Here is a 22,113-nt window from a genome sequence, read left to right on the forward strand (position 1 = left end):
ACGAATCAGTCGCGCCTGGGCTTGGCAGCCGCTTTGGAAGCGGGCTTGTTCCTGGGCGCGCAGGCCTCGGACCACTGCGCAAAACCCGCACGCAACCTCGGCAGTGCGAAGTCGACGAACGCCCGCACCTTCGGCACCGACAGCCGCCCGTGCGGCGACACCAGGTGCACCGGCAGCGGCGCGATTTCGTCCCCGGCCAGGATGATGCGCAGCCGCCCGTCGGCCACTTCATCCGCCACGTGGTACGAGAACGAGCGCAGCACGCCGCGCCCTTCCACTGCGGACGCCACCGCCGCGCGCAGGCTGTTGACGATGAAGCGCGGCGCAAACTGCACCGTGCGCGGCATCGCCGAGCCGGCAGGGCCGGCCTGCTGCGGAAAGCTCCACGAGTCGATGCCGAAGTGCGTCATGGCCACCACCTGGTGCTCCGCAATGTCCGCCGGCTGCACGATGCGCGGATGCCGCGCCAGATAACGCGGCGACGCGGTGAGAACGCGGCGCACCTCGCCCACCGGCAGCGCCACCAGCGTGGAATCGGCCAGGTGGGCAATGCGCAGCGCCACGTCGATGCCTTCATCGATCAGGTTGGCCGGCCGGTCGAGCAAATGCAGGCGCACCGACACCGTCGGGTGCGCGTTCATGAACTCATCGAGGATCGGCCGCAGCAGGCTCTCGCCGACCGCGACCGCCGCGGTCACCGTCAGGCGCCCGCGCGGTGCCGAGCGTTCGCCTGCGGCGGCCATGTCGGCTTCTTCAAGATCGGTGAGGATGCGCCGGCACGCGACCGCATAACGCTCGCCCGCTTCGCTCAGCCGAATGGAGCGTGTCGTGCGGTGCAGCAGCTCGGTGCCCACGTGCGTTTCGAGGAACGCGATCGCGCGGCTCACTGCGGCGGGCGACTTGCCCAGCTTGCGGCCCGCGCCGGCAAGGCTGCCTTCGTCCAGCGCTGCGACGAAGACCTTCATGGCGTCGATGCGGTCCACGATTCTTCCTTGTTCCGAAATACTGAATGCCCAAGCATAGGGATTCACTCGCAAGGCGGCAATCCATAGCATCGGAGCATCAATTCGCCGGAGACCTGTGATGTCCGCCGCCCCACGCATCGCCGCCGACAGGGCGGCTGCTTCCCACCCACATGCCGCACCGCCCTGGCGCGCCATCCTCGCGGGCTTCTGCGCCACGCTCGTCGGGCTTGGCCTGGCCCGCTTCGCCTACACGCCGTTGTTGCCGGCCATCATCGACGCGCACTGGTTCAGCGCCTCCGCCGCCACCTACCTCGGCGCGGCCAACCTCGTGGGTTATCTGATCGGCGCACTGCTCGGCGGGCCGATGTCGGCGCGCTGGCCGGCGCGTGCCGTGCTGCGCGCGATGATGCTGGCCACGGCCGCTTCGCTGATCGCCTGTGCATGGCCGATCGACTTCGCATGGTTCTTCGGCTGGCGCGTCGTCTCCGGCATTTCCGGCGGTGCGTTGATGGTGCTGGCCGCGCCCACCGTGCTCGCGCACATGCCGCCCCGGCAGCGCGGGCTTGCCAGCGGAATGATCTTCGCGGGCATCGGCCTTGGCATTGCGGCATCGGGCACGCTCGTGCCTTTGCTGCTGCGCCAGGGCCTCGCGGCGACATGGATCGGGCTTGCCGTGCTCGCGTTGCTGCTCACCGTCGTCGCGTGGCACGGTTGGCCCGCCGCAGCGCCGGCGCATGCGGTCCACGCGGCGCATGCCACTGCCGCGCGGCCACCCGTCGCCAAGGGCGCGCTGCGCGCGCTGACCATGTCGTACGCGCTGAACGCAGCCGGCCTTGTGCCGCACATGATCTTTCTCGTCGACTTCGTCGCGCGCGGGCTCGGGCAGGGCCTTGCGGTGGGCGCGCAGTACTGGGTGGTGTTCGGGCTGGGCGCCATCGTCGGCCCGGTGCTCAGTGGCTACCTGGCCGATCGCGTCGGATTCGGCCCCGCGCTGCGCATCGCCTTTGCCGTGCAGGCGGTGGCACTTGCGTTACCCGCTGCCGGCCTCATCGGGCACGGCGGGCTCATCGTGTCCAGCGCGGTGGTCGGCGCCTTCACGCCGGGCATCGTGCCGCTCGTGTTGGGTCGCGTGCAGGAGCTGCTTGCGCATCACCCGTCGCTGCAGAAGGCTGCCTGGAGCCGCGCGACCACAGGCTTCGCCGTGTTGCAGGCCAGCGCGGCCTACGGCATGTCGTGGCTGCTCGGGCATTCGGGCGGCAACTACGCCTTGCTCTTCGCCCTGGGCTGCGGTGCCATCGTGCTCGCGCTGCTCACAGACCTTGTGGCCAGCGGGGTCCGCCGCGTTGGGTGATTCGAAGGGCCGCATTTAAACTGCGGCCATGAAAAGCACAGGGGAAGCCCAACGCCGCCTGCAGCCCGTCGTGGAGCTTCGGCAAGAAGGCGTGTCGTTCGCTTACTCCGTTCGTGCACCACGCTCGAAGGGCGTGATACCGCCCAGCTCTTACCAGGACCGTGGCTTTGCCACGCTCGCCGACTGCCTGAGCGATGTGGCGAAGGCGCTCGGTGGCGATTTCAAACGCATCTACGTGCGCCTCGACGGCCACTGCGTGGGCGAGCGCGACATTGCCGAGTTGCGCGAGGCACCGGAAGAGGTCGCAGCCGCGCTGAAGTCGGCATGCGATGCGCTGGACGCGCAGGGCGGATTGCTGCCGGCTGACAGTCACTCCACGTAACGCACCCAAAGATGCGTTCGGCCAGAGATGGCCTGGGTGACGGCATCGGCAAGTGCCTGCCGGTTCTCGTCGTCCGTGTTGTAGAGCGCGCACAGGTCCGCCGCAACGGCGTTGACCGTTTGCACATCCGGCGGCGTGGCACGCAGAAAACCCAGGTACGACGCGCCCACGCCCATCAGCTCATAGCCATGCGCGCTCGACAGATGGCGCGCCACCGCAAAGTTCAGCGCCGGGCCCAGGTCGCAACTGAAGTAGCCGTTGGGAAAGGCGGCCAGCGCTTCATGTGGGTGTTCGACCGGCACGACCAGCGCCGACAAGGGTTGGTCGAGCAGCGACACCGGATCGTTCTGGTAGCCGATCCACTCCTGCAGCCCTTCATCGTCCAGCGTGAGCCCGTGCGCGCAGGCATCGTCGAACGAGACTGTTGCCGTCAGCTTTCTGAAGTTGTGCAGGCAGATCGCGAACTCGGCCTTCGTGCTCAGGTAGCCCAGGTATTCGCCGTCTTTGAAGCACTCCGCGGGCAAGCCCGTGATGTCGAAGCCCGTGGTGCTGTCCAGATCCAGGCTCATGCGAGCGTGGCCCGAGGTGTAACGCGCCTGCGGGAAATCGTCGAGCGAGAAGAGCGGCCTGAAGCCGGGATGGTCTGCGGCAATGCGCCGATACGCCGCAGCCAGATCGGCGAGGCTGGAGACATCGCTCAACCGGTATTCATCGCACAACCCGCCGGAGGGATTCGCGTTCGAGGTGCTGCCGCAAAACTTCATGTCCATCGAGTGGTTCCCATGGGGTGTGGCCGGTGATGGTCGCACACCGCCCCCCCGGCAACCGATCGCCCGAAGCTGTGGGCAAAACCCTGCCAACTCCGTTCAGGCCAGCACGGCGTCGTCTTCTTCGGGCTGGCGAATGCCTGCGTCCGCATGGAACACCGGCAGCACGAACTGCCCGATTTCTTCCATCGTTTCGCCCAGCGGGCGCCGGTTGCGCCGCAGATGCAGGCCCACGTGCTGCACGCCGGATGCATGCAGCGCAGCCAGTTCCCGCACCAGCGCATGCCGCCCCATGCGGCCACCGAAGCGATAGCGCTCCAGCGGCGTATTCGCATCGTCCGCCAGGTCGAGGTGAATGAAGCTCATGTAAGGCTTGCCGTCGCCAGCCACCGCACGCCATTGCGCCGAACGCCGCGCATGGTCTTCCGGCGTGCCGGGGTAGGTGAGGCAACCGTCCATGTGCGCGCCGATCCAGTCGGGCGTTTGCTGCGCGAGGCCGGCCACCAGCAGGGGCAGAGGGTTCTGCGGACGCGGCAACAGCTCGATGCCTTCAGGCAACGTCGCTGCACCCCAGTCGCGCACCATCGCCACCTGCTCGCGAAAGCGCTCGCCGCGCGTGGCGTAGTCGCGCTCGAAGATCGGGTACTCCACAGGCCGGTCGCCGCTGGCCACGCCCAGCATCAGTCGGCCGTTGCTCAGGTGGTCGACCGTGGCGGCCGACTTCAGCGTGAGCACCGGTTCGCGCAGCGGCAACACCACGGCGGCGGTGCCGAGCAATATGCGCTCGGTCACGCCCGCCAGATAGCCGAGGTAGCTGAACACCTCGAAGACTTGCGCGGCATCGCCGAAGGCCGGGTCGTACAGCGGTACGTCGCGCGCCCACAGCGCACGAAAGCCCAGCGTGTCGGCCAGCTTCGCGAGGCGGGCGTGCTGCGCGATGTCGGGCACGCCGAAGGGCCGGCCCGCAGCGCGGCGTGCGGTGTCGCCCGAAGGCGACCAGTCGTTGTCCAGCGGTAGTTCGAGCCCGATGCTCGGGCCGCTGCCGTTGGTGGCAACGAGCCGTTCAAGCGAAGTGGCGTGGCTCATGGCGCAGTCACCTCACGCAGCGTGCCCGCCATGCGCACGAAGTCATGCCCGGCCGTCGTGTAGTAAGAGCGCGAGTGGCCGCCTGCGAAGTCGTCGACGTGCACCACCGTGCCCTTGTCGGCCTCCTGCCACGAAAGCGCATAGAGCCCGGGGCCGATCTGCTCGGCCTGGTAGCGCACCTCGGCCGTCGCGCCCTTGAACGGGCCGGCCGTGACTTCATAGCGCATCGTCTGGCCGTCGGCCGCGTAGATGTTCGGCGCGGTCATCGTCTCGCCGTACCGCACTTCGTAAGTGCGGCCGACGAACGCTGGCAGTGTCTTGTCGTCGTTCATCGCGTGGCCAATCGATCAGTCCCACGCCGGCGACAGGCCGGCCGGGTCGGTAAGCCGCTCATTGCGGTCGAGCGCCGCCATCTGCGCCATCTCTGCATCTGTCAGCTTCAGTTGCTGCGCCTTCAGGTTGCCTTCGAGGTTCGCGCGCTTGGTGGACGACGGAATCACCGCGTAGCCCAACTGCATCGCCCAGGCCAGCGTGACCTGCGCAGTGGTCGCGTTGTGCGCCTTGGCAATCGCCCCGATCACCGGGTCGGCAATCACCTTGCCGTAGGCCAGCGTCATGTACGAGGTGATGTGGATGCCCTGGCTCTTTGCGAACTCCGCCACCTTGCGGTTCTGCAGGTACGGGTGCAGCTCGATCTGGTTGGTGGCGATGTTCTCTGCGCCCACGGCCGCAATCGCTTCCTTCATCAGCGCGATGTTGAAGTTCGACACGCCGATCTGCTTGGTGAGCCCCTGCGCCTTGGCTTCGGCCAGCGCGCCCATGAACTCGGCCACAGGCACGGCGTTGCCGGGCGAAGGCCAGTGGATCAGCGTCAGGTCGACGTGATCGGTGCGCAGCTTGGCGAGGCTGTCTTTCAGGCTAGTCACCAGCTTGTCTTTGGCGTAGTTGTCCGTCCAGATCTTGGTGGTGATGAACAGGTCTTTGCGCGCCACGCCGCTTTCGGCGATCGCCTGGCCCACCTCGGCTTCGTTGCCGTAGATCTGCGCCGTATCGATCACGCGGTAGCCCACGTCGAGGCCGTTCTTCACCGAGTCGATCACCACCTGGCCCTTCAGGCGGAAGGTGCCGAGGCCGAAGGCAGGAATGGTGCTGATGTTGTTCGTTGTCATGGTGTTGTCCTGTGTGCGTTGAAAAGAAGAGAAAAAGAAAAGAAATCAGCTCAGTGGCCGACCGGCACCGGCCCCGAAGCGCGAACCGGAATGCCGGCCCGGCGGTCCAGCACGCCGCTCCAGTGCGTGAGGCCCAGCGACACCAGCACCACCAGTGCGCCGATCCAGGGCGTGTGCATCAGGCCCAGGTGCGTCACGATCAGGCCGCCGGCCCAGGCTGCGAGCGCAATGCCCAGGTTGAAGGCCGCGATGTTCAGGCCCGAGGCCACGTCCACCGCCTGCGGCGTGAAGCGTTCGGCCTGCTTCACCACATACACCTGCAGGCCCGGCACGTTGCCGAAGGCCACCGCGCCCCACATCAGCACCGCCACCAGTGCCAGCCACTTGTGCGGCGCCGCGAAGTTGAAGATCAACAAGACAGCGGCCAGCAGCGCAAAGATGATCTTGAGCGCCGGAATCGGCCCCATGCGGTCGGCCAGCTTGCCGCCCCAGATGTTGCCCGCCGCCACCGACACGCCGTACACCAGCATCACCCAGCCCACCGAACTGGCACTGAAGCCCGACACGTCCGTCAGGATCGGCGCAAGAAACGTGAACGGAATGAACGAGCCGCCGTAGCCAATCGCCGTCTTGGCATACACCAGCAACAGGCGCGGCTCGGCCAGCACCTTGGCCTGCTGCGCGAGCGAGGCCGGCGGCGTGTGGCGGATGTTGTTGGGAACAAAGATCCAGCTACCGATGAAGGCGACGACGCCCAGCGCCGACACAGCCAGGAAAGTCTCGCGCCAGCCGAAGTGCTGCCCGATGAACGTGCCCAGCGGCACACCCGTGACCAGCGCCACCGTGAGCCCGGTGAACATGATCGCGATGGCACTCGCGGCTTTTTCCTTCGGCACGAGGCCCGTGGCGATGGTCGAGCCGATCGAGAAGAACACGCCGTGCGCCAGGCCCGTGAGGATGCGCGCCGCTACCAGCGATTCATAGCTCGGTGCCTTCCACGCCAGCAGATTGCCGAGCGTGAACAGCGCCATCAGCCCGAGCAGCAGCGCCTTGCGCGGCAGCTTGCCCGTGAGGGCGGTGAGCACCGGCGCGCCGATGGCGACGCCCAGCGCGTAGAGGCTGACCAGCAGGCCGGCCGAGGGAAGGCTGATGGCGAGGTCAGCAGCGACCGTGGGGATGAGGCCAACGATGACGAACTCGGTCGTCCCGATGGCGAAGGCGCTGAGGGTCAGCGCGAGTAAGGCGATTGGCATGAGAGCACTCCTTCTTGGATGTAGAGGAGTGTCTTGCGGATACCTTTGCGGATAAATGGGAGATATGGCAGAAGATAGTTGCTGAAAAATCAACAAATGAACAGAAAAATCACCTCGTTCGAGACCTCTGTCAATTTGAAGAATCGACACTGACCTGTCGGGTTCTCCATGACGGCGTTGTTTCTACGGAGCAATTCCTGGTCGAGAAAAAGCGTGACCGTGCACCGCACCCGAAGCCCGAAGAAGAGCCGCTCGCCAGAACTGATTGATGATCAAGACATTGCAATCGAAAGTTCAAAAAGACATTGCTCAGCTGTAACATGCTGTCAAAATCACTTACGCATTTAATTTAAGCGAGGCAAGATGACTGAAGGCGCTGATCAAATTTCGTGGCTGCATTTGAGCGATTTGCACGCCGGCCAAGCCAATCAAGATTGGCTTTGGCCTACTTTGCAAACCAGATTTTACGAGGACTTGCGTCGAGTCCACCCTCGCGTGGGCCGAATTGATCTTGTAATTTTTTCTGGCGACTTAACGCAAAGCGGAAGCAAGGAGGATTTTGCGGTTCTCCGAAAAATCTTGGAACGACTTTGGCAAGAGTTTAATTATCTAGGAAGTAACCCAAAACTTTTCATTGTTCCCGGAAATCATGATTTAACTAGACCGCAAAAATTTGATGCCAATGCACTTGCTGTCAAATCGTGGTGGACAAACTCTGATGTGAAAGAGGCGTTTTGGGCTGACGCAGAAAATCCACTTCGAAAATTTGTTGATGGAATGTTTGTTAATTATCAAGAATTTAGACGTGAGCTAGCCGAAAGCGAAATTCCAATTTGTGAAACAACAGATGGAGAAATTCCCGGAGACGTCTCCAGTGTGGTTCACGCTGGAAATTTCAGACTTGGACTCGTTGGTTTAAATTCCTCATTTTTGCATTTCTTTGATGACCAAAAAAATAAACATTTGGATTTGGACCCACGTCAGCTCCTGAGTGTGACGGGTTGGAATCCAGATGAATGGTGTAGAGAAAATGATGTCAATTTTCTTGTCACACATCACCCATCAGATTGGTTGCACGATAAAGCAAGCTTGCATTTTCAAGCGGAGATTAACCCTCCCGGTAGATTTGCGGCTCATTTGTATGGGCATATGCACGATCCCGCGATAAGAGGTGCCAGAAGTGGCGGAAGTGCGGAGAGGAAAACCGTGCAAGCGGCTTCTCTATTCGGGTTGAGAAAAATCGAAGGAACAACCTTCGACCGTATTCATGGGTACTGTGCCGCAAAAATAATAACGACTGCCAATTCGGCGACCATCAAGTTTTGGCCACGAATCGACAAAGTTGTAGATTCGGCAGTTAGGCGTTTTGTACCCGATGATCGTTTTGATCTAGAAGAGGAGAATTTCTTTGCGGTTAATCTTAAAAGAAGCAGCAACAAAGAGAATCCAAATAATCTGACTGTTGCGGCAGAAGTTATTGCATTTAGAGAAGCGAGCGAAGAGGCTGCACGTGAGGTATCCAAGCGTCCTACTCAAAGTTTTTCTCATCAATTAAAACCAGCGCCGCAGCATCTAGGGGTCAGAAGGCTCGAGCAAAAGCAGCTTCGGCGGGCAATGGAAGGTGATCGAAAAGCTTGGCTAGTTTCGGATTGGAACTCGGGAACAGAAGAGTTCGTATGGTCCGTTTTCAGTGCCCTGTCAGATGAGCTGCCTTTAACGTATCGATTTAGTCTTCAAGAATACGATGGTCGAGAAGGGTTTTTTTCAAAATTCTCACTCGAAGCTGGACGGAGTTTTCAAGAATTTGCCAAATCAGTGTTTGGCCCGAAAAAGGTTTTACTCCTATTGGATGATGCGCCAGTTAGTCGTTCGATTAATTCGGAGACTTCTGCGTATGAAGTCGAATTGGAGAGTATTATTGAAGCATTTAGAGATTATTGTCCTAATAGCTTGGTGCTTCTAATTTCACGTCAGCGGCCAACCTCTTCAAATATTCCAGTCGTGGAGTTGCCGCCGTTGGAGGAGCCTGATGTTCGGGCCTATGTTTTACAGTCAGATAACGGTGGTGCGAAGTATTCGGCAACCTCCGCGGTAAGCGATATTTATCGCCTCACTGAAGGTATGCCTGTTGAAATTGACTCTTTACTCAAGCAGCTTGAATATATATCGCTCGCAGAACTTATAGAGGCGCGACTCAATAGCCCGCAGAATGATGCAAATGGCGAGATGCCCGTGGCTATTTTTTCGACCGCCATTAATGAGCTGCACTTGTCGGAAGATCCGCTGCTTCAACGATCTTTTAATTTGCTAAAAGCTCTTGCCGTTTTGCCGTACGGTGAAACACTTGCACGCATTCGCCGATTCAACAGTCAACAACCTTTTCATCCTGCTCATGCGGCGACCCTTGCTGATCGGGGACTTATTGAAGTAATGCCTGTTGTGCCGACCTTGAAGACCAGTTTGCTTGGTAGCCCTCAAAGCCCGAAGCTTCATGTTAAAAAAGCAATTCGCGAGCAAATTTATTCGACGCTTCTTGCTCCGGAGATATACGAGCTCAATCGCCGAGCGGCGTCAATTTATTTTGGAGAAGATTGGATTCAAGGGCAGCCGAAAAATATTAAAACAACAGATATCGTGGCAGCGCTAGGAGGAGGTGGATTGGGAAATCCACATGCGATTATAAATGCGCTATTTCAGCAAGCAGTTGAGCCGGGGGACGCTAGTAAGCTTAAAAAAATAGTCCAACTCGCGAGATTGTTCATAGTTGATTTGGAGCGGGGAAATAATTTCAGAAGCACTGTGACTGCGTGCCAGGATTTTTTGCGCCTAATACCTGCTGATTCAGAAGTTCATACTGCGGATAGAAATTGGTTTAGCTTCAAGCTCGCGGCGTCATTGCGAATGCTCAATGACCGGAGTAGTGCCACTGATATTTTTGCCACGTTAAATTTAGAGGATTTTGATAAGACAACTAAACGCCGAATTCTCATTAATTGGGCTCTTGCGGAGGAGCATAACGACGCGAGACAGGCGAAGGAGTTGGCGGAGAAAATAATATCTTTGGGGAAGGCTACGTTTCAGGCAATGGAGGCGCAAGCGCTAATTCTTCGGTTAAGTCCTGAAGATCCAGAGCGATTTAATAAGCTAAAGGCTATTGAAAAGAAAGCGCGCGGCAGAAAAGCATTTACCGCCGCCAATAATATCGCGATGTTCTTGAGTGCGAATGGCAATCTCAATGCCAATGAGAAAAGGGAAAGTTTGAGAGGCATAGCGCTGAGTGCGAAAAGAAATGGCGATTCTTATGGTGCAACGCGTGCCGCAGTTGAAATTGGTAAAGTGACGCGCCTCAACTCATTAAAGCCTAGTTCGGATGAGGTTGCTGGCCTTATTGAGTCATATCATTACCTCTATCAAGAGAGGATTAGTGGTCTTTTTTCCAGTTGCCATGAGAATTTATGGCACCATTTTTTGGGCCAAAATGACATGCCAAATTTGCTTCGATTGTTTCGCCATAGTTCGTTCGTTTGGCGTCTCCATGGGCACGAGCAAAAGGAGTTGCCATATATTGAGTCACTTCTGGAGTATTTCCCGAAGGATCAATACCATGCCTCTCAAGAGCGAAATGCTGAATCGGACTATTTTTTAATTCGATTGGAAAAATTCAAACCCCAGATTGAGGTTTACTGAAGGCAAGGGATTTTATTTGGTCGCGCGCGGGTCTTCTCCTTCTCTGTGCGCCTGCTTTTGATATTGCTCCTATATACTTCGCGTCGTCGTATCTGGAGATGCGGCCGGGTTTGGAAGCCTGATGAAACTCTTTGACAAAACTTGGAGACCATCTAATGGCTGAATCCGCTCGCATCTGCGTGCAATCTCACGATCCTTCTGTTTCCCTTGAGCCTTCAATTACCACCCTCGACGACCTCGCCCTCCAAACCTGCGACGACGCCGACAGCCTCAACGAAGTGCTACGCGCCTACACCGCGTTCGAAAAGCTCATCGAACCCGGCGCCCTGAACGACAGCGAAGCGCTCACCCCCACCCGCAGCGAATTGAGCGCCTTGCTGCGCCTGCTCAACGAAGCGCTCGTGGCGCGCATCGACGCCGTCAACGCAGCGGCTGGCGATCTGCGCCGGGCGCTGATGCAAGGCAGCCTGCCCTCGGCCGCGTGATCTTTCAGCGCAGAGGTTGACCCGGCCGCACACCCACAGCGCGCCCTGAACAACAAGCGCCGGCCGCTTCAAACAACAGCGCCACCCCGTCGCAGCAGCAGCGGCAGCAAATTTCTTTCGCACCCCTGCATCCAAACGCAGACCTGCCGTGTAGACCCTTCAGCAGCGAGGAGCTGCTGTCCCTCTACAACCCAGGAGTATTTCGATGCACACCACCTCTCGCTTCCCCCGTTCGCTCGCCGTCCTCGGCGCTGTCAGCGCCGCTGCCGCCATGCTCACCGCCTGCGGATCGATGTCGATGACCCCCGCCTTCAACCAGTCCAGCCTGCCGCCCACCATCCAGGTGCCGGCCGGCCACAAGGTCGCGATGGAAACCGTGGGCAAGGGCGACATCACCTATGAATGCCGCGACAAGGCCAATGCCGCCGGGCAGACCGAGTGGGTGTTCGTCGGCCCCGACGCCAAGCTGTGGGACCGCAGCGGCAAGCAGGTCGGCAAGTACTACGGCCCGCCGGCCACGTGGGAATCGAACGACGGCTCCAAGCTCACCGCCACGCAACTGGCCGTCGCGCCCTCGGGCTCAACCAGCCTGCCGTTCCAGCTCGTCAAGGCCAACCCGGCCACGGGCAGCGGCGCGATGACGGGCGTCACGTATATCCAGCGCGTGGCGCTGCAAGGCGGCGTGGCACCGGCTGCCTCGCCGTGCACGCCGGCCACCAAGGGCCAGAAGCAGGTCGTGCAGTACCAGGCCGACTACATCTTCTGGAAGGCTTCCTGACTCGGGGGTGAATGCGTGGCGGGCGCGCCGGTGCCACTACCATCGGGGCCGCTCACAACCCGCCACCGACCTTGTTGCCTGCTGCATCCCCCGACGCCTTCGACTACGACGCCGCCCTCATGGCTTGCGCCCGTGGCGACCGTCTGGCGTTGCAGCAGCTCTACCAGCGTGAAAGCCGCTACCTGATGGGCGTGGCGCTGCGCATCGTGCGCCAGCGCCAGCAGGCCGAAGACGTGCTGCACGATGCCTTCATCAGCATCTGGCAGCGCGCGGCGAGCTTCAATCCGGCGCTGGGCGAAGGCCGCGGCTGGGTCTACAGCGTGGTGCGCAACGCGGCGCTGAACATGGTGCGCAGCGGCGCGCGGCAGGTGAGCATGGACGAAGACGCGGCCGAAGCGGTCGATGACCAGGCCTCGCTTGCGGCGTATGCCGCCGCTGGCGATCCGTTCGAGTTGCGCGCCGACCTGGGCCGGCTGCACGGCTGCCTTTCGGGGCTGGAGCCGGCGCGGCGCGATTGCATCCTCTATGCGTATGTCGAAGGCTGTTCGCATGGCGAGATCGCCGAGCGGCTGAAGACGCCGCTGGGCACGGTGAAAGCCTGGATCCAGCGCGGCATGCGCGCGCTGCGGGAGTGCATGGCATGAGCACCGCCGAACAAAACAACGAAGACATCGACAACAACCACATCGACGCACTGGCGGGCGAGTACGTACTGGGCACGCTGTCGGCCGGCGCGCGCGCGGCGGTCGAAGCCCGCATGCCGAACGAGCCGGCCCTGCGCGAAGCCGTGCGGGCCTGGGAGGCGCGGCTGCTGCCGCTGACCGCATTGGCGGCGCCGGTCGATCCGTCGCCATCGCTCTGGTCGCGCATCGAGCGCAGCGTGGACGGGCTGGGCAAGGCATCGTCGAAAGCGAAAGCGAAGAAGGCACAGGCGTCTGGCGTCGCGGGCTGGTGGAACAACCTGCAGCTCTGGCGCGGACTGGCCGCGGGCGGTTTCGCCACGGCGGCGCTGCTGCTGGCCGTGGTCGTCACGCGCGACGCAACGCCGCCCGTCACGCAGTACATGGTGGTGCTGGTCGCACCGCAAGACAAGGCGCCCGGCTGGGTGATCCAGACCAACTCGGCGCGCCAGCTCAACCTGGTGCCGCTGGGCACGATGGTGGTGCCGCCGCAGAAGTCGCTGCAGTTCTGGACCAAGGCCGACCAGTGGCGCGGGCCGGTGTCGCTGGGGCTGGTCAAGCAGGGGCAGTCGCTGCGCATTCCCATCGACAAGCTGCCACCGCTGGAGCCCAACCAGTTGTTCGAGCTGACGCTGGAGCCCGAGAACGGCTCGCCTATCGACCGGCCGACCGGGCCCATCCTCTACATCGGCCGCGCGGTCAAGGTGCTGTAGCGGCGTTTCGGCTGGCGATGGCAGCGGCAATGCCGATGGCGCCCACCAGCATGCACAGCCCGAAGATCACCACGCGGGTCTGCGTCGCATCGGCGAAGGCGCCGACCAGCAGGCCGGCCAGGGGCTGCGTCAGGTTGTTCAGCAGCACGATCACGCCGGTGGTCTTGCCGTAGTCGTGCGCCGGAATGATCCGCTGCCGGTGGATGCGGATGTAGATGCTGAACATCTTGTCGAACCCGATCACCAGCAGGAAGCCGGCCGCATAGCCCCAGTGGCTGGTGCTGATGGCGGTGAGCAGGCCGCCGCCGAAGATCAGCACATAGGCGATCAGCCCCATCTTCTTGAGCGCGAACGATCCCCGGATGATGCTCAGCAAGATCACGATGGTGGCAACCGCGCCCAGCGTCTGCAGCCCCGCGTAGTAGGTGGCCGAGCGATGGTGCAGCCCGGTGACCATCGCGGCGGAAGAGGCGAGCGTGGTGCCGAGCATCAGGTTCACGCCGGCCGTGAGCCCGGTCAGCCGCAGCAGGCCGGGCAGGTGCAGCACATGGCCGAGCGCGGTCTTGATCGGCTGCAGGAAGTGGCCGGTCGCCGCCTGCGGCTCGTGCAACTGCATCGGGTTGCCGCGCCGCCAGTACGCGGTGGCGACATCGGCCAGCAGGAAGAGGGCGGCCGCCGCGCCCACCACCGCCTGCCAGGGCCAGAACGCGAAGAGCGCCGCCGCAATGAGCGGGCCGAGCACCATGCCGGTCTGCTCGGCCGTCTGCGCATAGGCCAGCACCTTGTCGAAGCCGTGGCCGTTGGCAATCTGCGGCAGCATCACCTCGCGCGCCATCACGCCCTGCGTGGTCAGCACGCCGCACACCGCCGACAGGCCCACCAGCCAGCCGATGCCGCCCAGCGCCTCGTTGCCCAGCACGCCGAGCACGCAGACCAGCGCGCGAAAGATCTGGCTGCCGCGCAGCAGCTTGATCGGCGAGATCCGGTCGCACAGCGCGCCGCAGATGGGAAACGACAGAAAGCGCGGGAGGGTTTCCGCCGCGAAGGCGTAGCCCGACCAAGCCACGTCTTGCGTCACCTGGAACACCACGAGCGGCACCAGGAACAGCAGGATCTGGTCGGCCAGCTTGGAGACGAGCAGCGAGAAAAGAAAGGCCGGAAACTTCATCGGCCTACGAACGCCCGCGCAAACCCCGAGGGGAGAAGGGTGAGCGGCGCAGTGGCGACAGGCATGCGCTGAAGATAATCGAAACATGATCGCGCTCGACTGCTACTACAGCCTCTCTTCCCCCTGGGCCTACCTCGGTGGCCCGCAACTGCAGGACATCGTGCGCCGCCACCATGTGCGGCTCACGCTCAAGCCTTACGACTTTCAGGCGGTGGTGCCGCAGACCGGCGGCGTTCCGCTGAAGACCCGCCCCGAACCGCGCCGCACGTACCACGCGCTGGAACTGGCGCGCTGGAGCGACTACCTCGGCATGCCGATGAACCTGGAGCCCGAGCACTACCCCAAGGGCGCGGCCAGCGATCCGAACTGGAACAAGTACCCGGGCTGGATGGTGATTGCGGCGCAACTGCAGGGGCTGGATGCGCAGCCTCTGTCGCATGCGCTGCTGCGGGCGCTGTGGGCCGAGGAGCGCGACACGTCGCAGGCAGCGGTGCGCATCGCGGTCGCCGATGAAAACGGCTACGACGGGGCTTCGCTGCAGGCGCTGGAGCAGGGCGCCGAGACGCTGGCCGTGTATCGCGCCAACAGCGCGGAAGCGGTGGAAGCCGGCGTGTTCGGCGCGCCGACCTTCATCTTGAACGGTGAGCGTTTCTGGGGACAGGACCGGTTGGCTTTTCTCGACCGCGCACTCGACAAGCTGCGCGCGGCGGGCTGACGCTCCCGCCTGCCGTCAACCGGCCGAGCGCGGCAGCAGCGCCGGCACCAGCGTGCGGTTCATCCGCTCGCGCCACCAGCGCAGTGCCTGCCCCTGCGCGCCGGTCTTCCACGCCAGCCAGAACGCCTCGGGCGGGCGCGGCTCCTCGGTCGGCAGTTCCACCAGCGTGCCTCGGGCCAGTTCGTTCAGGATGCATGCGCGCGGCAGGAAGCCGTGGCCCAGGCCTGCCACCTGGCAGGCGATCTTCGCGGGCATCGACGGCACGGTGATGCGCGGCTGGCCTGCCAGCAGGCCGACGGTGCGGTCCGACAGCGTGCGTGCGCTGTCGCCCACCACGATGGCGTTGCACTCCAGCAGGTCGCCGCGCTGCAGCGGGCGGCCCAGGCGCGTGAGCGGGTGCGTGGGCGCGACGCAGAAGGCGAACTCCAGGTTGCCCACGGTCACGGCCTGGTAGCCGCCGCCGGCCGGCCCTTCGCCCGCGGCGATGACGATGTCGGCGCGGCCCTCGCGCAGCGCCTCCCAACTGCCGGTGAGCGCTTCGCAGCCGATGCGCAGTCGCGTGCCGCAGCGCAGGTCTTCGAAGGCACGGATGTCGTCGATGAGCGCCTGCGTGGGAATCAGCGAGTCGTGCACGAGGCGCAGCTCCGACTCGAAGCCGGTGGCAATCTGCCGCATGCGCGATTCGAGGTCGCTCGCGGCGCTGAGCAGCCAGCGCCCTTCCTTGAGCATTTCTTCGCCGGCGGCGGTGAGGGTGACGCGCGGGCCGTTGCGCTCGAACAGCAGCATGCCCAGTTGTTCCTCCAGCTTGCCCACCGCGTACGAGATGGTTGAGGGCACCTTGTTCAGGCGCGCGGCGGCGGCGGCGAAGGAGCCGTGGCGCGCGATGGCGTCGACGACCTCGATGGCTTCCAGGCTGAGTTTGAGCACGTGGCGGTCCTTGAAGAAAAGGGCGGGAAGGGAATGATCGAAAACTTCGATTATTGGTGGTGAAAAATTTCGTCGATGACGGTGAGTCCGGGTCCGATGATTCAGTCCGTGCCTAGGAAATTCCCTCCGAAAGCAATTGTGAATCCAATCGAATCTCCATTCAACCCAAGGAGCCCTTTCATGTCCATCAAAGCCACCCCCACCGCCGGCGCCAAGCTGCTCACGCCCTCCGACCACACGCTGGTCATGATCGACTTCCAGTCGCAGATGGCCTTTGCCACGCACTCCATCGATGCCGTGAACCTGCGCAACAACGCCGCGCTGGTGGCGCAGGCGGCGGCCGGTTTCGGCGTGTCGACCATCCTCACGACGGTGGCCGAGAAGAGTTTCTCGGGCCCGATGTTCAGCGAGATCACCGACGCCTTTCCGGGCCAGAAGATGCTCGACCGCACGTCGATGAACACCTGGGAAGACGCCGCCGTGATCGAGCGCGTGAACCAGATCGGCAAGCCGCGCATCGTGCTGGCGGGCCTGTGGACCAGCGTGTGCATCGTCGGGCCAGCCCTGTCGGCGTTGGACCAGGGCTTCGAGGTGTATGTGATCGCCGATGCCTGCGGCGACGTCTCGGCCGAGGCGCACAACCGAGCGATGGAGCGCATGGTGCAGGCCGGCGCGCAGCCGATGACCTCGTTGCAATACCTGCTGGAGTTGCAGCGCGACTGGGCCCGCGGCGACACCTACGCGCTGACCACGGGCATCGCGAAGAAGGTCGGCGGCGCCTACGGCCTGGGCGTGACCTACGCCCAGACCATGTTCGGCGCGCACGAAGGCTGATGCGAGCCGCCCGCCCACGCATGCAGAAAGGTCGACCATGAAGTCCTATGTCGTTTCCCTTGCGCTCGGCCTTCTGGTCGGCGTGATCTACGCACTGTTCCAGGTGCGCTCGCCGGCGCCGCCGGTCATCGCCCTGGTGGGGTTGCTGGGCATCCTGCTCGGCGAGCAGATTCCGCCGCTGGTGAAGAGCCTGGTCGGGCCGCAGGCCGCGGCCACCTCGTGGCTGCAGCACCAGGTCAAGCCGCATGTGTTCGGCGAGCTGCCGAAGTGCCTGCCGGGCACCACCACTGCAGACGCCACCTCATCGTCCAAGGAGCCCCGCAATGGCTGAGACAAGCACGACCCCCGACCTGATCCTGCACCGCGGGCTGTTCACCACCCTCGACCGTTCCAACCCCACGGCCGATGCCGTGGCCATCAAGGACGGCCGCTTCACCCACGTCGGCCGCTCGCACGACATCCTGCCGCTGGCGGGCAGCGGCACCCGCGTGATCGACCTGCACGGCAAGCGCGTGCTGCCGGGGCTGATCGACAACCACCTGCACATCATTCGCGGCGGGCTCAACTTCAACCTGGAGCTGCGCTGGGACGGTGTGCGCAGCCTGGCCGATGCCATGGGCATGCTCAAGCGGCAGGTGGCCGACACGCCGGCGCCGCAATGGGTGCGCGTGGTGGGCGGCTTCACCGAGCACCAGTTCGCGGAAAAGCGCCTGCCGACCATCGAGGAGCTGAACGCTGTGGCGCCCGACACGCCGGTCTTCATCCTGCATCTGTACGACCGCGCATTGCTCAACGGTGCCGCCATGCGCGCCGTGGGCTACACCAAGGACACGCCCGCGCCGCCCGGTGGCGAGATCGTGCGCGACAGCGCCGGCAACCCGACCGGCCTGCTGCTGGCCAAGCCGAACGCGGCCATCCTCTACGCCACGCTGGCCAAGGGACCGAAGCTGCCCTTCGACTATCAGCTCAACTCCACGCGCCACTTCATGCGCGAACTCAATCGCCTGGGCGTGACCGGCGCCATCGACGCGGGCGGTGGCAACCAGAACTACCCCGACGACTACCAGGTGATCCAGAAGCTGGCCGACGACGGACAACTGACGATCCGCCTGGCCTACAACCTGTTCACGCAGAAGCCCAAGCAAGAGAAGCAGGACTTCCTGAACTGGACCGCGACCTCGAAATACAAGCAGGGCGACGACTATTTCCGCCACAACGGCGCGGGCGAGATGCTGGTGTTCTCCGCAGCCGACTTCGAGGACTTCCGCCAGCCGCGCCCGGACATGGCGCCCGAGATGGAAGGCGAGCTGGAAGAGGTGGTGCGCGTGCTGGTGCAGAACCGCTGGCCCTGGCGCATGCACGCCACCTACGACGAGACCATCAGCCGCTCGCTCGACGTGTTCGAGCGCGTCAACCAGGACACGCCGCTGGCGGGCCTGAACTGGTTCTTCGACCATGCCGAGACCATCTCCGACCAGTCGATCGACCGCATCGCGGCGCTGGGCGGCGGCATCGCGGTGCAGCACCGCATGGCCTACCAGGGCGAGTACTTCGTCGAGCGCTACGGCTACGGCGCGGCCGAGGCGACGCCGCCCGTGAAGCGCATGCTCGAAAAAGGCGTGAAGGTCTCGGCCGGCACCGACGCGACGCGCGTGGCTTCGTACAACCCGTGGGTGTCGCTGTCGTGGCTGATCACTGGCAAGACGGTGGGCGGCATGCAGCTCACCCCGCAGCGCAACCTGATCGACCGCGAACAGGCGCTGCGCATGTGGACCGAGAACGTCACCTGGTTCTCGAACGAAGAGGGCAAGAAGGGGCGCATCGAGGTGGGCCAGCTTGCCGACCTCGTGGTGCCCGACCGCGACTTCTTCGCCTGCGCCGAATCGGAGATTGCCGACACGACGGCACTGCTCACGATGGTGGGCGGCAAGGTGGTCTACGGCGCCGGCGCGTTCGCCGCGCACGACGAAGGCGCGCCGCCGCCGGCCATGCCCGACTGGTCGCCCGCGCGCACCTTCGGCGGCTATGCCGGCTGGGCCGACACCGCCGAAGGCGCGCCGATGCAGAAGGTGTTGCGCAATGCTGCCGCAGCCTGCGCGTGCGCGAACAACTGCAACGTGCACGGCCACCAGCATGCGACGGCCTGGAGCAGCAAGTTGCCGATTGCCGACCTGAAAAGCTTCTGGGGCGCGCTCGGCTGCGCCTGCTGGGCGGTGTGACGTGCGCTGGATGACATCACCCGCGCTGCGCTGGATCGCGCTGCTGCTGCTGTGCGCCGCCTACCTGCAGGGCGGGCTGAACAAGGCGATGGACTTCGACGCGGCCCTGGCCGAAATGAACCACTTCGGCATGTCGCCCGCCGGCCCGCTGGCCGTGGCAGTCATCGTGTTGGAGCTGGGCGCTTCGGCGCTGGTCCTCATCGGGCGGCTGCGCTGGCTCGGCGCGCTGGCGCTGGCCGGCTTCACGCTGATGGCGACCTTCGTGGCGCTGCGCTTCTGGCAGATGCCGACCGGGCCTGAGCGCTTCATGGCGGCCAACTCCTTCTTCGAGCACCTCGGGCTGGTCGGCGGCTTCCTGCTGGTCGCCTGGCACGACCTGAAGGAGCGTGCCCATGTCTGACACCTCACACAGCGCAACTGCGCCGGCACCGCAACCCGGCGCCTTCGCGCCGCTGCGCCAGCCGGTCTTCGCGGTGCTCTGGGCCGCCACCGTGCTCGGCAATGTCGGCAGCTTCATGCGCGACGTGGCCAGCTCGTGGCTGGTGACGGACCTGTCCGCCAACCCGACCGCAGTGGCGCTGATCCAGACGGCGGCCACGCTGCCGGTGTTCCTGCTGGCGATTCCTGCGGGGGTGCTCTCGGACATCCTCGACCGACGGCGCTTTTTGATCTTCGTGCAACTGGTGCTCGCGGCCGTGAGCGGCGCGTTGCTGCTGCTCTCGCACACCGGCGCGCTCACGGTCGAATATTTGATCGCGCTGACCTTCGTGGGCGGCATCGGCGCGGCGCTGATGGGGCCGACCTGGCAGTCGATCGTGCCCGAGCTGGTGCCGCGCACGGACCTCAAGAGCGCGGTGGCGCTGAACTCGCTGGGCATCAACATCGCGCGCTCCATCGGGCCGGCTGCGGGCGGGCTGATCCTGGCGAGCTTCGGCGCGGCGGCCACCTACGGCGTCGACGTGCTGAGCTATGTGTTCGTGATCGCGGCGCTGCTGTGGTGGAAGCGCCCGGCGGCGGTGGACAGCGGGCTGTCGGAGAACTTCTTCGGCGCCTTCCGCGCCGGCCTGCGCTACACGCGGGCCAGCAAGGAGCTGCACGTGGTGCTGCTGCGCTCGGCGGTGTTCTTCCTGTTCGCCAGCTCGGTGTGGGCGCTGCTGCCGCTGGTGGCGCGCCAGATGCTCGGCGGCAGCGCGGGCTTCTATGGCGTGCTGCTCGGCGCCGTGGGCGCGGGCGCCATCGGCGGCGCGCTGGTGATGCCGCGCCTGCGCGCCCGGCTCGGCGCGGACGGCATGCTGCTGCTGGCCGCGTTGCTCACGGCGGCTGTGATGGGCAGCCTGGTCTTCGCGCCGCCGAAGTGGCTGGCGGTGCTGCTGCTGTTGCTGCTGGGCCTGGGCTGGATCGTGGCGCTGACCACGCTCAACGGCGTGGCCCAGTCGATCCTGCCGAACTGGGTGCGCGGGCGCGGGCTGGCCGTGTACCTCACCGTGTTCAACGGCGCGATGGCGGCCGGCAGCCTGGGCTGGGGCCTGGTGGCGCAGCAGATCGGCGTGCCGGCCACGCTGGTGGCGGGCGCCGTGGGGCTTGTGGTGGCCGGGCTGGTCTTCCATCGCGTGCGGCTGCCGGCCGGCGAAGCCGACCTGCAGGCGTCGAACCACTGGCCCGAACCCTTGCTCGCCGAGCCAGTGGCGCACGACCGCGGGCCGGTGATGGTCCAGATCGAATACCGCATCCGCAAAGATGACCGCCCGGCCTTCCTGCAGGCGATGAAGCGCCTGTCGCTGGAGCGGCGCCGCGATGGCGCCTACGCCTGGGGCGTGCACGAACACACGACCGATGCGGAGCGCGTGATGGAGTGGTTTCTCGTCGAATCGTGGGCGGAGCATCTGCGCCAGCACCACCGCGTGTCGCAGGCCGATGCCGACCTGCAGGGCGAGGCGCTGCGCTTTCACATCGGGCCGGACAAGCCGCAGGTGCATCACTTTCTTGCGATCTGATTTTTCTTCCCTTCCTTTCTTCTTCTTGCTCCACCTCACTGGAAACCCATGACCACACTCACACTGCGCGACGGCACCGAGCTCTACTACAAGGACTGGGGCTCGGGCCAGCCGATTCTCTTCAGCCACGGTTGGCCGCTGAGCGCCGACATGTGGGACGCCCAGATGCTGTTCTTCGCGGAACGCGGCTACCGCACGATCGCGTTCGACCGCCGCGGCTTCGGCCGCTCGAGCCAGCCGTGGACAGGCTATGACTACGACACCTTCGCCGACGACATCGCCGAGCTGATCGAGAAGCTCGACCTGAAGGACGTGATCCTTGCGGGCTTCTCGATGGGCGGCGGCGACGTGACGCGCTACATCGCGCGCAAGGGCAGCGCGCAGGTGGCCAGGCTCGCGCTCATCAGCGCGGTGACGCCGCTGTTCATGAAAACGGCCGACCACCCGGTGGGCCCCGATGCCTCGCTGTTCGCAGGCATCCGCGCCGGGCTGGCCGCGGATCGTCCGCAGTTCCTCGACGACTTCAGCACGCTTTTCTACGGCACCAACCGCCCGGGCGCCAAGGTGTCGCAGGGCGTCTTCAAGCAGACGCTGCAGATTGCGCTGCAGGCCTCGATCAAGGCCACCATCGACTGCGTGACGGCGTTCTCCGAGACCGACTTCCGCCCCGACATGGCGAAGATCGACGTGCCCACGCTCGTGATCCACGGCGACGACGACCAGGTCGTGCCCTTCGAGGCCACGGGCAAGCTGGCGGCCGAGATGATCAAGGGCAGCCAGCTCAAGGTGTATGCCGGCGCGCCGCATGCCACCTGCACCACGCATGCGGCGCAGGTGAATGCCGACCTGCTGGCGTTCATCCAGGGCTGAGGCAAGGCACGCTGAAAGGGCCGCGCCCTGCGGCCCTTTCGGCGCGAAGGGCGGCGCCGGTGGCGATAAT

At 63.9% G+C, this 22,113-nt stretch carries 23 protein-coding genes; 15 read left to right on the plus strand and 8 right to left on the minus strand.

Translation table 11 applies throughout. The features are described from left to right. Window positions 1-5: 5 nt before the first annotated feature. On the minus strand, window positions 6-983 hold the full coding sequence (locus tag H7F35_RS16620; RefSeq protein WP_187113905.1) for a LysR family transcriptional regulator: 978 nt from the start codon (window positions 981-983) through the stop codon (window positions 6-8). Window positions 984-1,083: 100 nt separating this feature from the next. Between H7F35_RS16620 and H7F35_RS16625 the strand changes: the two genes are divergently transcribed. Together H7F35_RS16625 and H7F35_RS16630 are read left to right on the plus strand one after the other, a co-directional pair. Further along, on the plus strand, window positions 1,084-2,316 hold the full coding sequence (locus H7F35_RS16625; RefSeq protein ID WP_187113906.1) for a YbfB/YjiJ family MFS transporter: 1,233 nt from the start codon (window positions 1,084-1,086) through the stop codon (window positions 2,314-2,316). A gap of 28 nt (window positions 2,317-2,344) precedes the next feature. After that, complete coding sequence (locus tag H7F35_RS16630; RefSeq protein WP_187113907.1) at window positions 2,345-2,698, plus strand: hypothetical protein; 354 nt, start codon at window positions 2,345-2,347, stop codon at window positions 2,696-2,698. Here the strand turns inward: H7F35_RS16630 and H7F35_RS16635 are convergent. The 5 genes from H7F35_RS16635 to H7F35_RS16655 form a co-directional block, all read right to left on the minus strand. Then, window positions 2,686-3,468, minus strand: coding sequence for a hypothetical protein (locus tag H7F35_RS16635; protein ID WP_187113908.1), 783 nt, complete (start codon window positions 3,466-3,468; stop codon window positions 2,686-2,688). The genes H7F35_RS16630 and H7F35_RS16635 overlap by 13 nt on opposite strands. A 96-nt stretch (window positions 3,469-3,564) precedes the next feature. Then, window positions 3,565-4,551, minus strand: coding sequence for a TIGR03571 family LLM class oxidoreductase (locus H7F35_RS16640; RefSeq protein WP_187113909.1), 987 nt, complete (start codon window positions 4,549-4,551; stop codon window positions 3,565-3,567). Beyond that, the gene (locus H7F35_RS16645) at window positions 4,548-4,883 is read right to left on the minus strand and encodes a MoaF-related domain-containing protein (protein WP_187113910.1); all 336 of its coding nucleotides are present in this window, start codon (window positions 4,881-4,883) and stop codon (window positions 4,548-4,550) included. Before H7F35_RS16645 ends, H7F35_RS16640 begins: the two co-directional genes overlap by 4 nt. A 15-nt stretch (window positions 4,884-4,898) precedes the next feature. Beyond that, on the minus strand, window positions 4,899-5,720 hold the full coding sequence (gene dkgB, locus H7F35_RS16650; RefSeq protein ID WP_187113911.1) for a 2,5-didehydrogluconate reductase DkgB: 822 nt from the start codon (window positions 5,718-5,720) through the stop codon (window positions 4,899-4,901). Between the two features lie 50 nt (window positions 5,721-5,770). Further along, window positions 5,771-6,973 carry an MFS transporter gene (locus H7F35_RS16655; protein WP_187113912.1) on the minus strand — a complete coding sequence of 401 codons (1,203 nt, stop codon included), beginning with the start codon at window positions 6,971-6,973 and terminating at the stop codon, window positions 5,771-5,773. A gap of 14 nt (window positions 6,974-6,987) precedes the next feature. On the opposite strand from H7F35_RS16655, the gene H7F35_RS16660 reads away from it, so the two are divergent. From H7F35_RS16660 to H7F35_RS16685, 6 genes are all read left to right on the plus strand, one after another. Further along, window positions 6,988-7,242: a hypothetical protein gene (locus tag H7F35_RS16660; RefSeq protein ID WP_187113913.1), complete on the plus strand. Its 255-nt coding sequence runs from the start codon at window positions 6,988-6,990 to the stop codon at window positions 7,240-7,242. Between the two features lie 94 nt (window positions 7,243-7,336). After that, complete coding sequence (locus H7F35_RS16665) at window positions 7,337-10,660, plus strand: metallophosphoesterase family protein (protein ID WP_187113914.1); 3,324 nt, start codon at window positions 7,337-7,339, stop codon at window positions 10,658-10,660. A gap of 155 nt (window positions 10,661-10,815) precedes the next feature. Beyond that, window positions 10,816-11,145 (plus strand): hypothetical protein, encoded by a 330-nt coding sequence (locus H7F35_RS16670; RefSeq protein WP_187113915.1) that lies wholly within the window; start codon window positions 10,816-10,818, stop codon window positions 11,143-11,145. A 205-nt stretch (window positions 11,146-11,350) separates the two neighbouring features. Further along, window positions 11,351-11,923: a DUF3455 domain-containing protein gene (locus H7F35_RS16675; RefSeq protein ID WP_187113916.1), complete on the plus strand. Its 573-nt coding sequence runs from the start codon at window positions 11,351-11,353 to the stop codon at window positions 11,921-11,923. A gap of 71 nt (window positions 11,924-11,994) precedes the next feature. Beyond that, entirely contained in the window at window positions 11,995-12,567 is a 573-nt protein-coding gene (locus H7F35_RS16680) for a sigma-70 family RNA polymerase sigma factor (RefSeq protein WP_187113917.1), read from the plus strand. Then, window positions 12,564-13,316 carry an anti-sigma factor domain-containing protein gene (locus H7F35_RS16685; protein WP_187113918.1) on the plus strand — a complete coding sequence of 251 codons (753 nt, stop codon included), beginning with the start codon at window positions 12,564-12,566 and terminating at the stop codon, window positions 13,314-13,316. Before H7F35_RS16680 ends, H7F35_RS16685 begins: the two co-directional genes overlap by 4 nt. Here H7F35_RS16685 and H7F35_RS16690 read toward each other — a convergent pair. After that, the gene (locus H7F35_RS16690) at window positions 13,303-14,484 is read right to left on the minus strand and encodes an MFS transporter (RefSeq protein ID WP_187113919.1); all 1,182 of its coding nucleotides are present in this window, start codon (window positions 14,482-14,484) and stop codon (window positions 13,303-13,305) included. The two genes, H7F35_RS16685 and H7F35_RS16690, sit on opposite strands and share 14 nt — an antisense overlap. An 85-nt stretch (window positions 14,485-14,569) precedes the next feature. Between H7F35_RS16690 and H7F35_RS16695 the strand changes: the two genes are divergently transcribed. Further along, window positions 14,570-15,199 (plus strand): 2-hydroxychromene-2-carboxylate isomerase, encoded by a 630-nt coding sequence (locus tag H7F35_RS16695; RefSeq protein WP_187113920.1) that lies wholly within the window; start codon window positions 14,570-14,572, stop codon window positions 15,197-15,199. Between the two features lie 15 nt (window positions 15,200-15,214). Here the strand turns inward: H7F35_RS16695 and H7F35_RS16700 are convergent, their stop codons facing one another. After that, window positions 15,215-16,126: a LysR family transcriptional regulator gene (locus H7F35_RS16700; protein WP_187113921.1), complete on the minus strand. Its 912-nt coding sequence runs from the start codon at window positions 16,124-16,126 to the stop codon at window positions 15,215-15,217. Between the two features lie 180 nt (window positions 16,127-16,306). On the opposite strand from H7F35_RS16700, the gene H7F35_RS16705 reads away from it, so the two are divergent. From H7F35_RS16705 to H7F35_RS16730, 6 genes are read left to right on the plus strand one after another with little or no spacing between them, the layout of a single operon-like run. Then, the gene (locus H7F35_RS16705) at window positions 16,307-16,960 is read left to right on the plus strand and encodes a hydrolase (protein ID WP_187113922.1); all 654 of its coding nucleotides are present in this window, start codon (window positions 16,307-16,309) and stop codon (window positions 16,958-16,960) included. Between the two features lie 37 nt (window positions 16,961-16,997). Further along, window positions 16,998-17,291 carry a DUF1427 family protein gene (locus H7F35_RS16710; RefSeq protein WP_187113923.1) on the plus strand — a complete coding sequence of 98 codons (294 nt, stop codon included), beginning with the start codon at window positions 16,998-17,000 and terminating at the stop codon, window positions 17,289-17,291. Next, a complete protein-coding gene (locus H7F35_RS16715) occupies window positions 17,284-19,179 on the plus strand; it encodes an amidohydrolase (RefSeq protein WP_187113924.1) in 1,896 nt (631 codons plus the stop codon). The genes H7F35_RS16710 and H7F35_RS16715 overlap by 8 nt, the downstream gene beginning before the upstream one ends. A 10-nt stretch (window positions 19,180-19,189) precedes the next feature. Further along, complete coding sequence (locus H7F35_RS16720) at window positions 19,190-19,579, plus strand: DoxX family protein (protein ID WP_187113925.1); 390 nt, start codon at window positions 19,190-19,192, stop codon at window positions 19,577-19,579. Next, window positions 19,572-21,173, plus strand: a complete 1,602-nt coding sequence (locus tag H7F35_RS16725) for an MFS transporter (RefSeq protein ID WP_187113926.1) — start codon at window positions 19,572-19,574, stop codon at window positions 21,171-21,173. The genes H7F35_RS16720 and H7F35_RS16725 overlap by 8 nt, the downstream gene beginning before the upstream one ends. A 48-nt stretch (window positions 21,174-21,221) precedes the next feature. Then, entirely contained in the window at window positions 21,222-22,043 is an 822-nt protein-coding gene (locus tag H7F35_RS16730; protein ID WP_187113927.1) for an alpha/beta fold hydrolase, read from the plus strand. The last annotated feature ends 70 nt before the right edge of the window (window positions 22,044-22,113 follow it).

The organism is Variovorax sp. PAMC26660 (assembly GCF_014302995.1).
GTDB lineage: Bacteria > Pseudomonadota > Gammaproteobacteria > Burkholderiales > Burkholderiaceae_C > Variovorax.

Bases quoted from the DNA above. Each gene is read 5' to 3' on its own strand.
- H7F35_RS16625 (WP_187113906.1), top strand. From the start codon at position 1,084: ATGTCCGCCGCCCCACGCATCGCCGCCGACAGGGCGGCTGCTTCCCAC.
- H7F35_RS16630 (WP_187113907.1), top strand. From the start codon at position 2,345: ATGAAAAGCACAGGGGAAGCCCAACGCCGCCTGCAGCCCGTCGTGGAG.
- H7F35_RS16635 (WP_187113908.1), bottom strand. From the start codon at position 3,468: ATGGACATGAAGTTTTGCGGCAGCACCTCGAACGCGAATCCCTCCGGC.
- H7F35_RS16640 (WP_187113909.1), bottom strand. From the start codon at position 4,551: ATGAGCCACGCCACTTCGCTTGAACGGCTCGTTGCCACCAACGGCAGC.
- H7F35_RS16645 (WP_187113910.1), bottom strand. From the start codon at position 4,883: ATGAACGACGACAAGACACTGCCAGCGTTCGTCGGCCGCACTTACGAA.
- dkgB (WP_187113911.1), bottom strand. From the start codon at position 5,720: ATGACAACGAACAACATCAGCACCATTCCTGCCTTCGGCCTCGGCACC.
- H7F35_RS16655 (WP_187113912.1), bottom strand. From the start codon at position 6,973: ATGCCAATCGCCTTACTCGCGCTGACCCTCAGCGCCTTCGCCATCGGG.
- H7F35_RS16665 (WP_187113914.1), top strand. From the start codon at position 7,337: ATGACTGAAGGCGCTGATCAAATTTCGTGGCTGCATTTGAGCGATTTG.
- H7F35_RS16670 (WP_187113915.1), top strand. From the start codon at position 10,816: ATGGCTGAATCCGCTCGCATCTGCGTGCAATCTCACGATCCTTCTGTT.
- H7F35_RS16675 (WP_187113916.1), top strand. From the start codon at position 11,351: ATGCACACCACCTCTCGCTTCCCCCGTTCGCTCGCCGTCCTCGGCGCT.
- H7F35_RS16685 (WP_187113918.1), top strand. From the start codon at position 12,564: ATGAGCACCGCCGAACAAAACAACGAAGACATCGACAACAACCACATC.
- H7F35_RS16690 (WP_187113919.1), bottom strand. From the start codon at position 14,484: ATGAAGTTTCCGGCCTTTCTTTTCTCGCTGCTCGTCTCCAAGCTGGCC.
- H7F35_RS16695 (WP_187113920.1), top strand. From the start codon at position 14,570: ATGATCGCGCTCGACTGCTACTACAGCCTCTCTTCCCCCTGGGCCTAC.
- H7F35_RS16705 (WP_187113922.1), top strand. From the start codon at position 16,307: ATGTCCATCAAAGCCACCCCCACCGCCGGCGCCAAGCTGCTCACGCCC.
- H7F35_RS16710 (WP_187113923.1), top strand. From the start codon at position 16,998: ATGAAGTCCTATGTCGTTTCCCTTGCGCTCGGCCTTCTGGTCGGCGTG.
- H7F35_RS16715 (WP_187113924.1), top strand. From the start codon at position 17,284: ATGGCTGAGACAAGCACGACCCCCGACCTGATCCTGCACCGCGGGCTG.
- H7F35_RS16720 (WP_187113925.1), top strand. From the start codon at position 19,190: ATGACATCACCCGCGCTGCGCTGGATCGCGCTGCTGCTGCTGTGCGCC.
- H7F35_RS16725 (WP_187113926.1), top strand. From the start codon at position 19,572: ATGTCTGACACCTCACACAGCGCAACTGCGCCGGCACCGCAACCCGGC.
- H7F35_RS16730 (WP_187113927.1), top strand. From the start codon at position 21,222: ATGACCACACTCACACTGCGCGACGGCACCGAGCTCTACTACAAGGAC.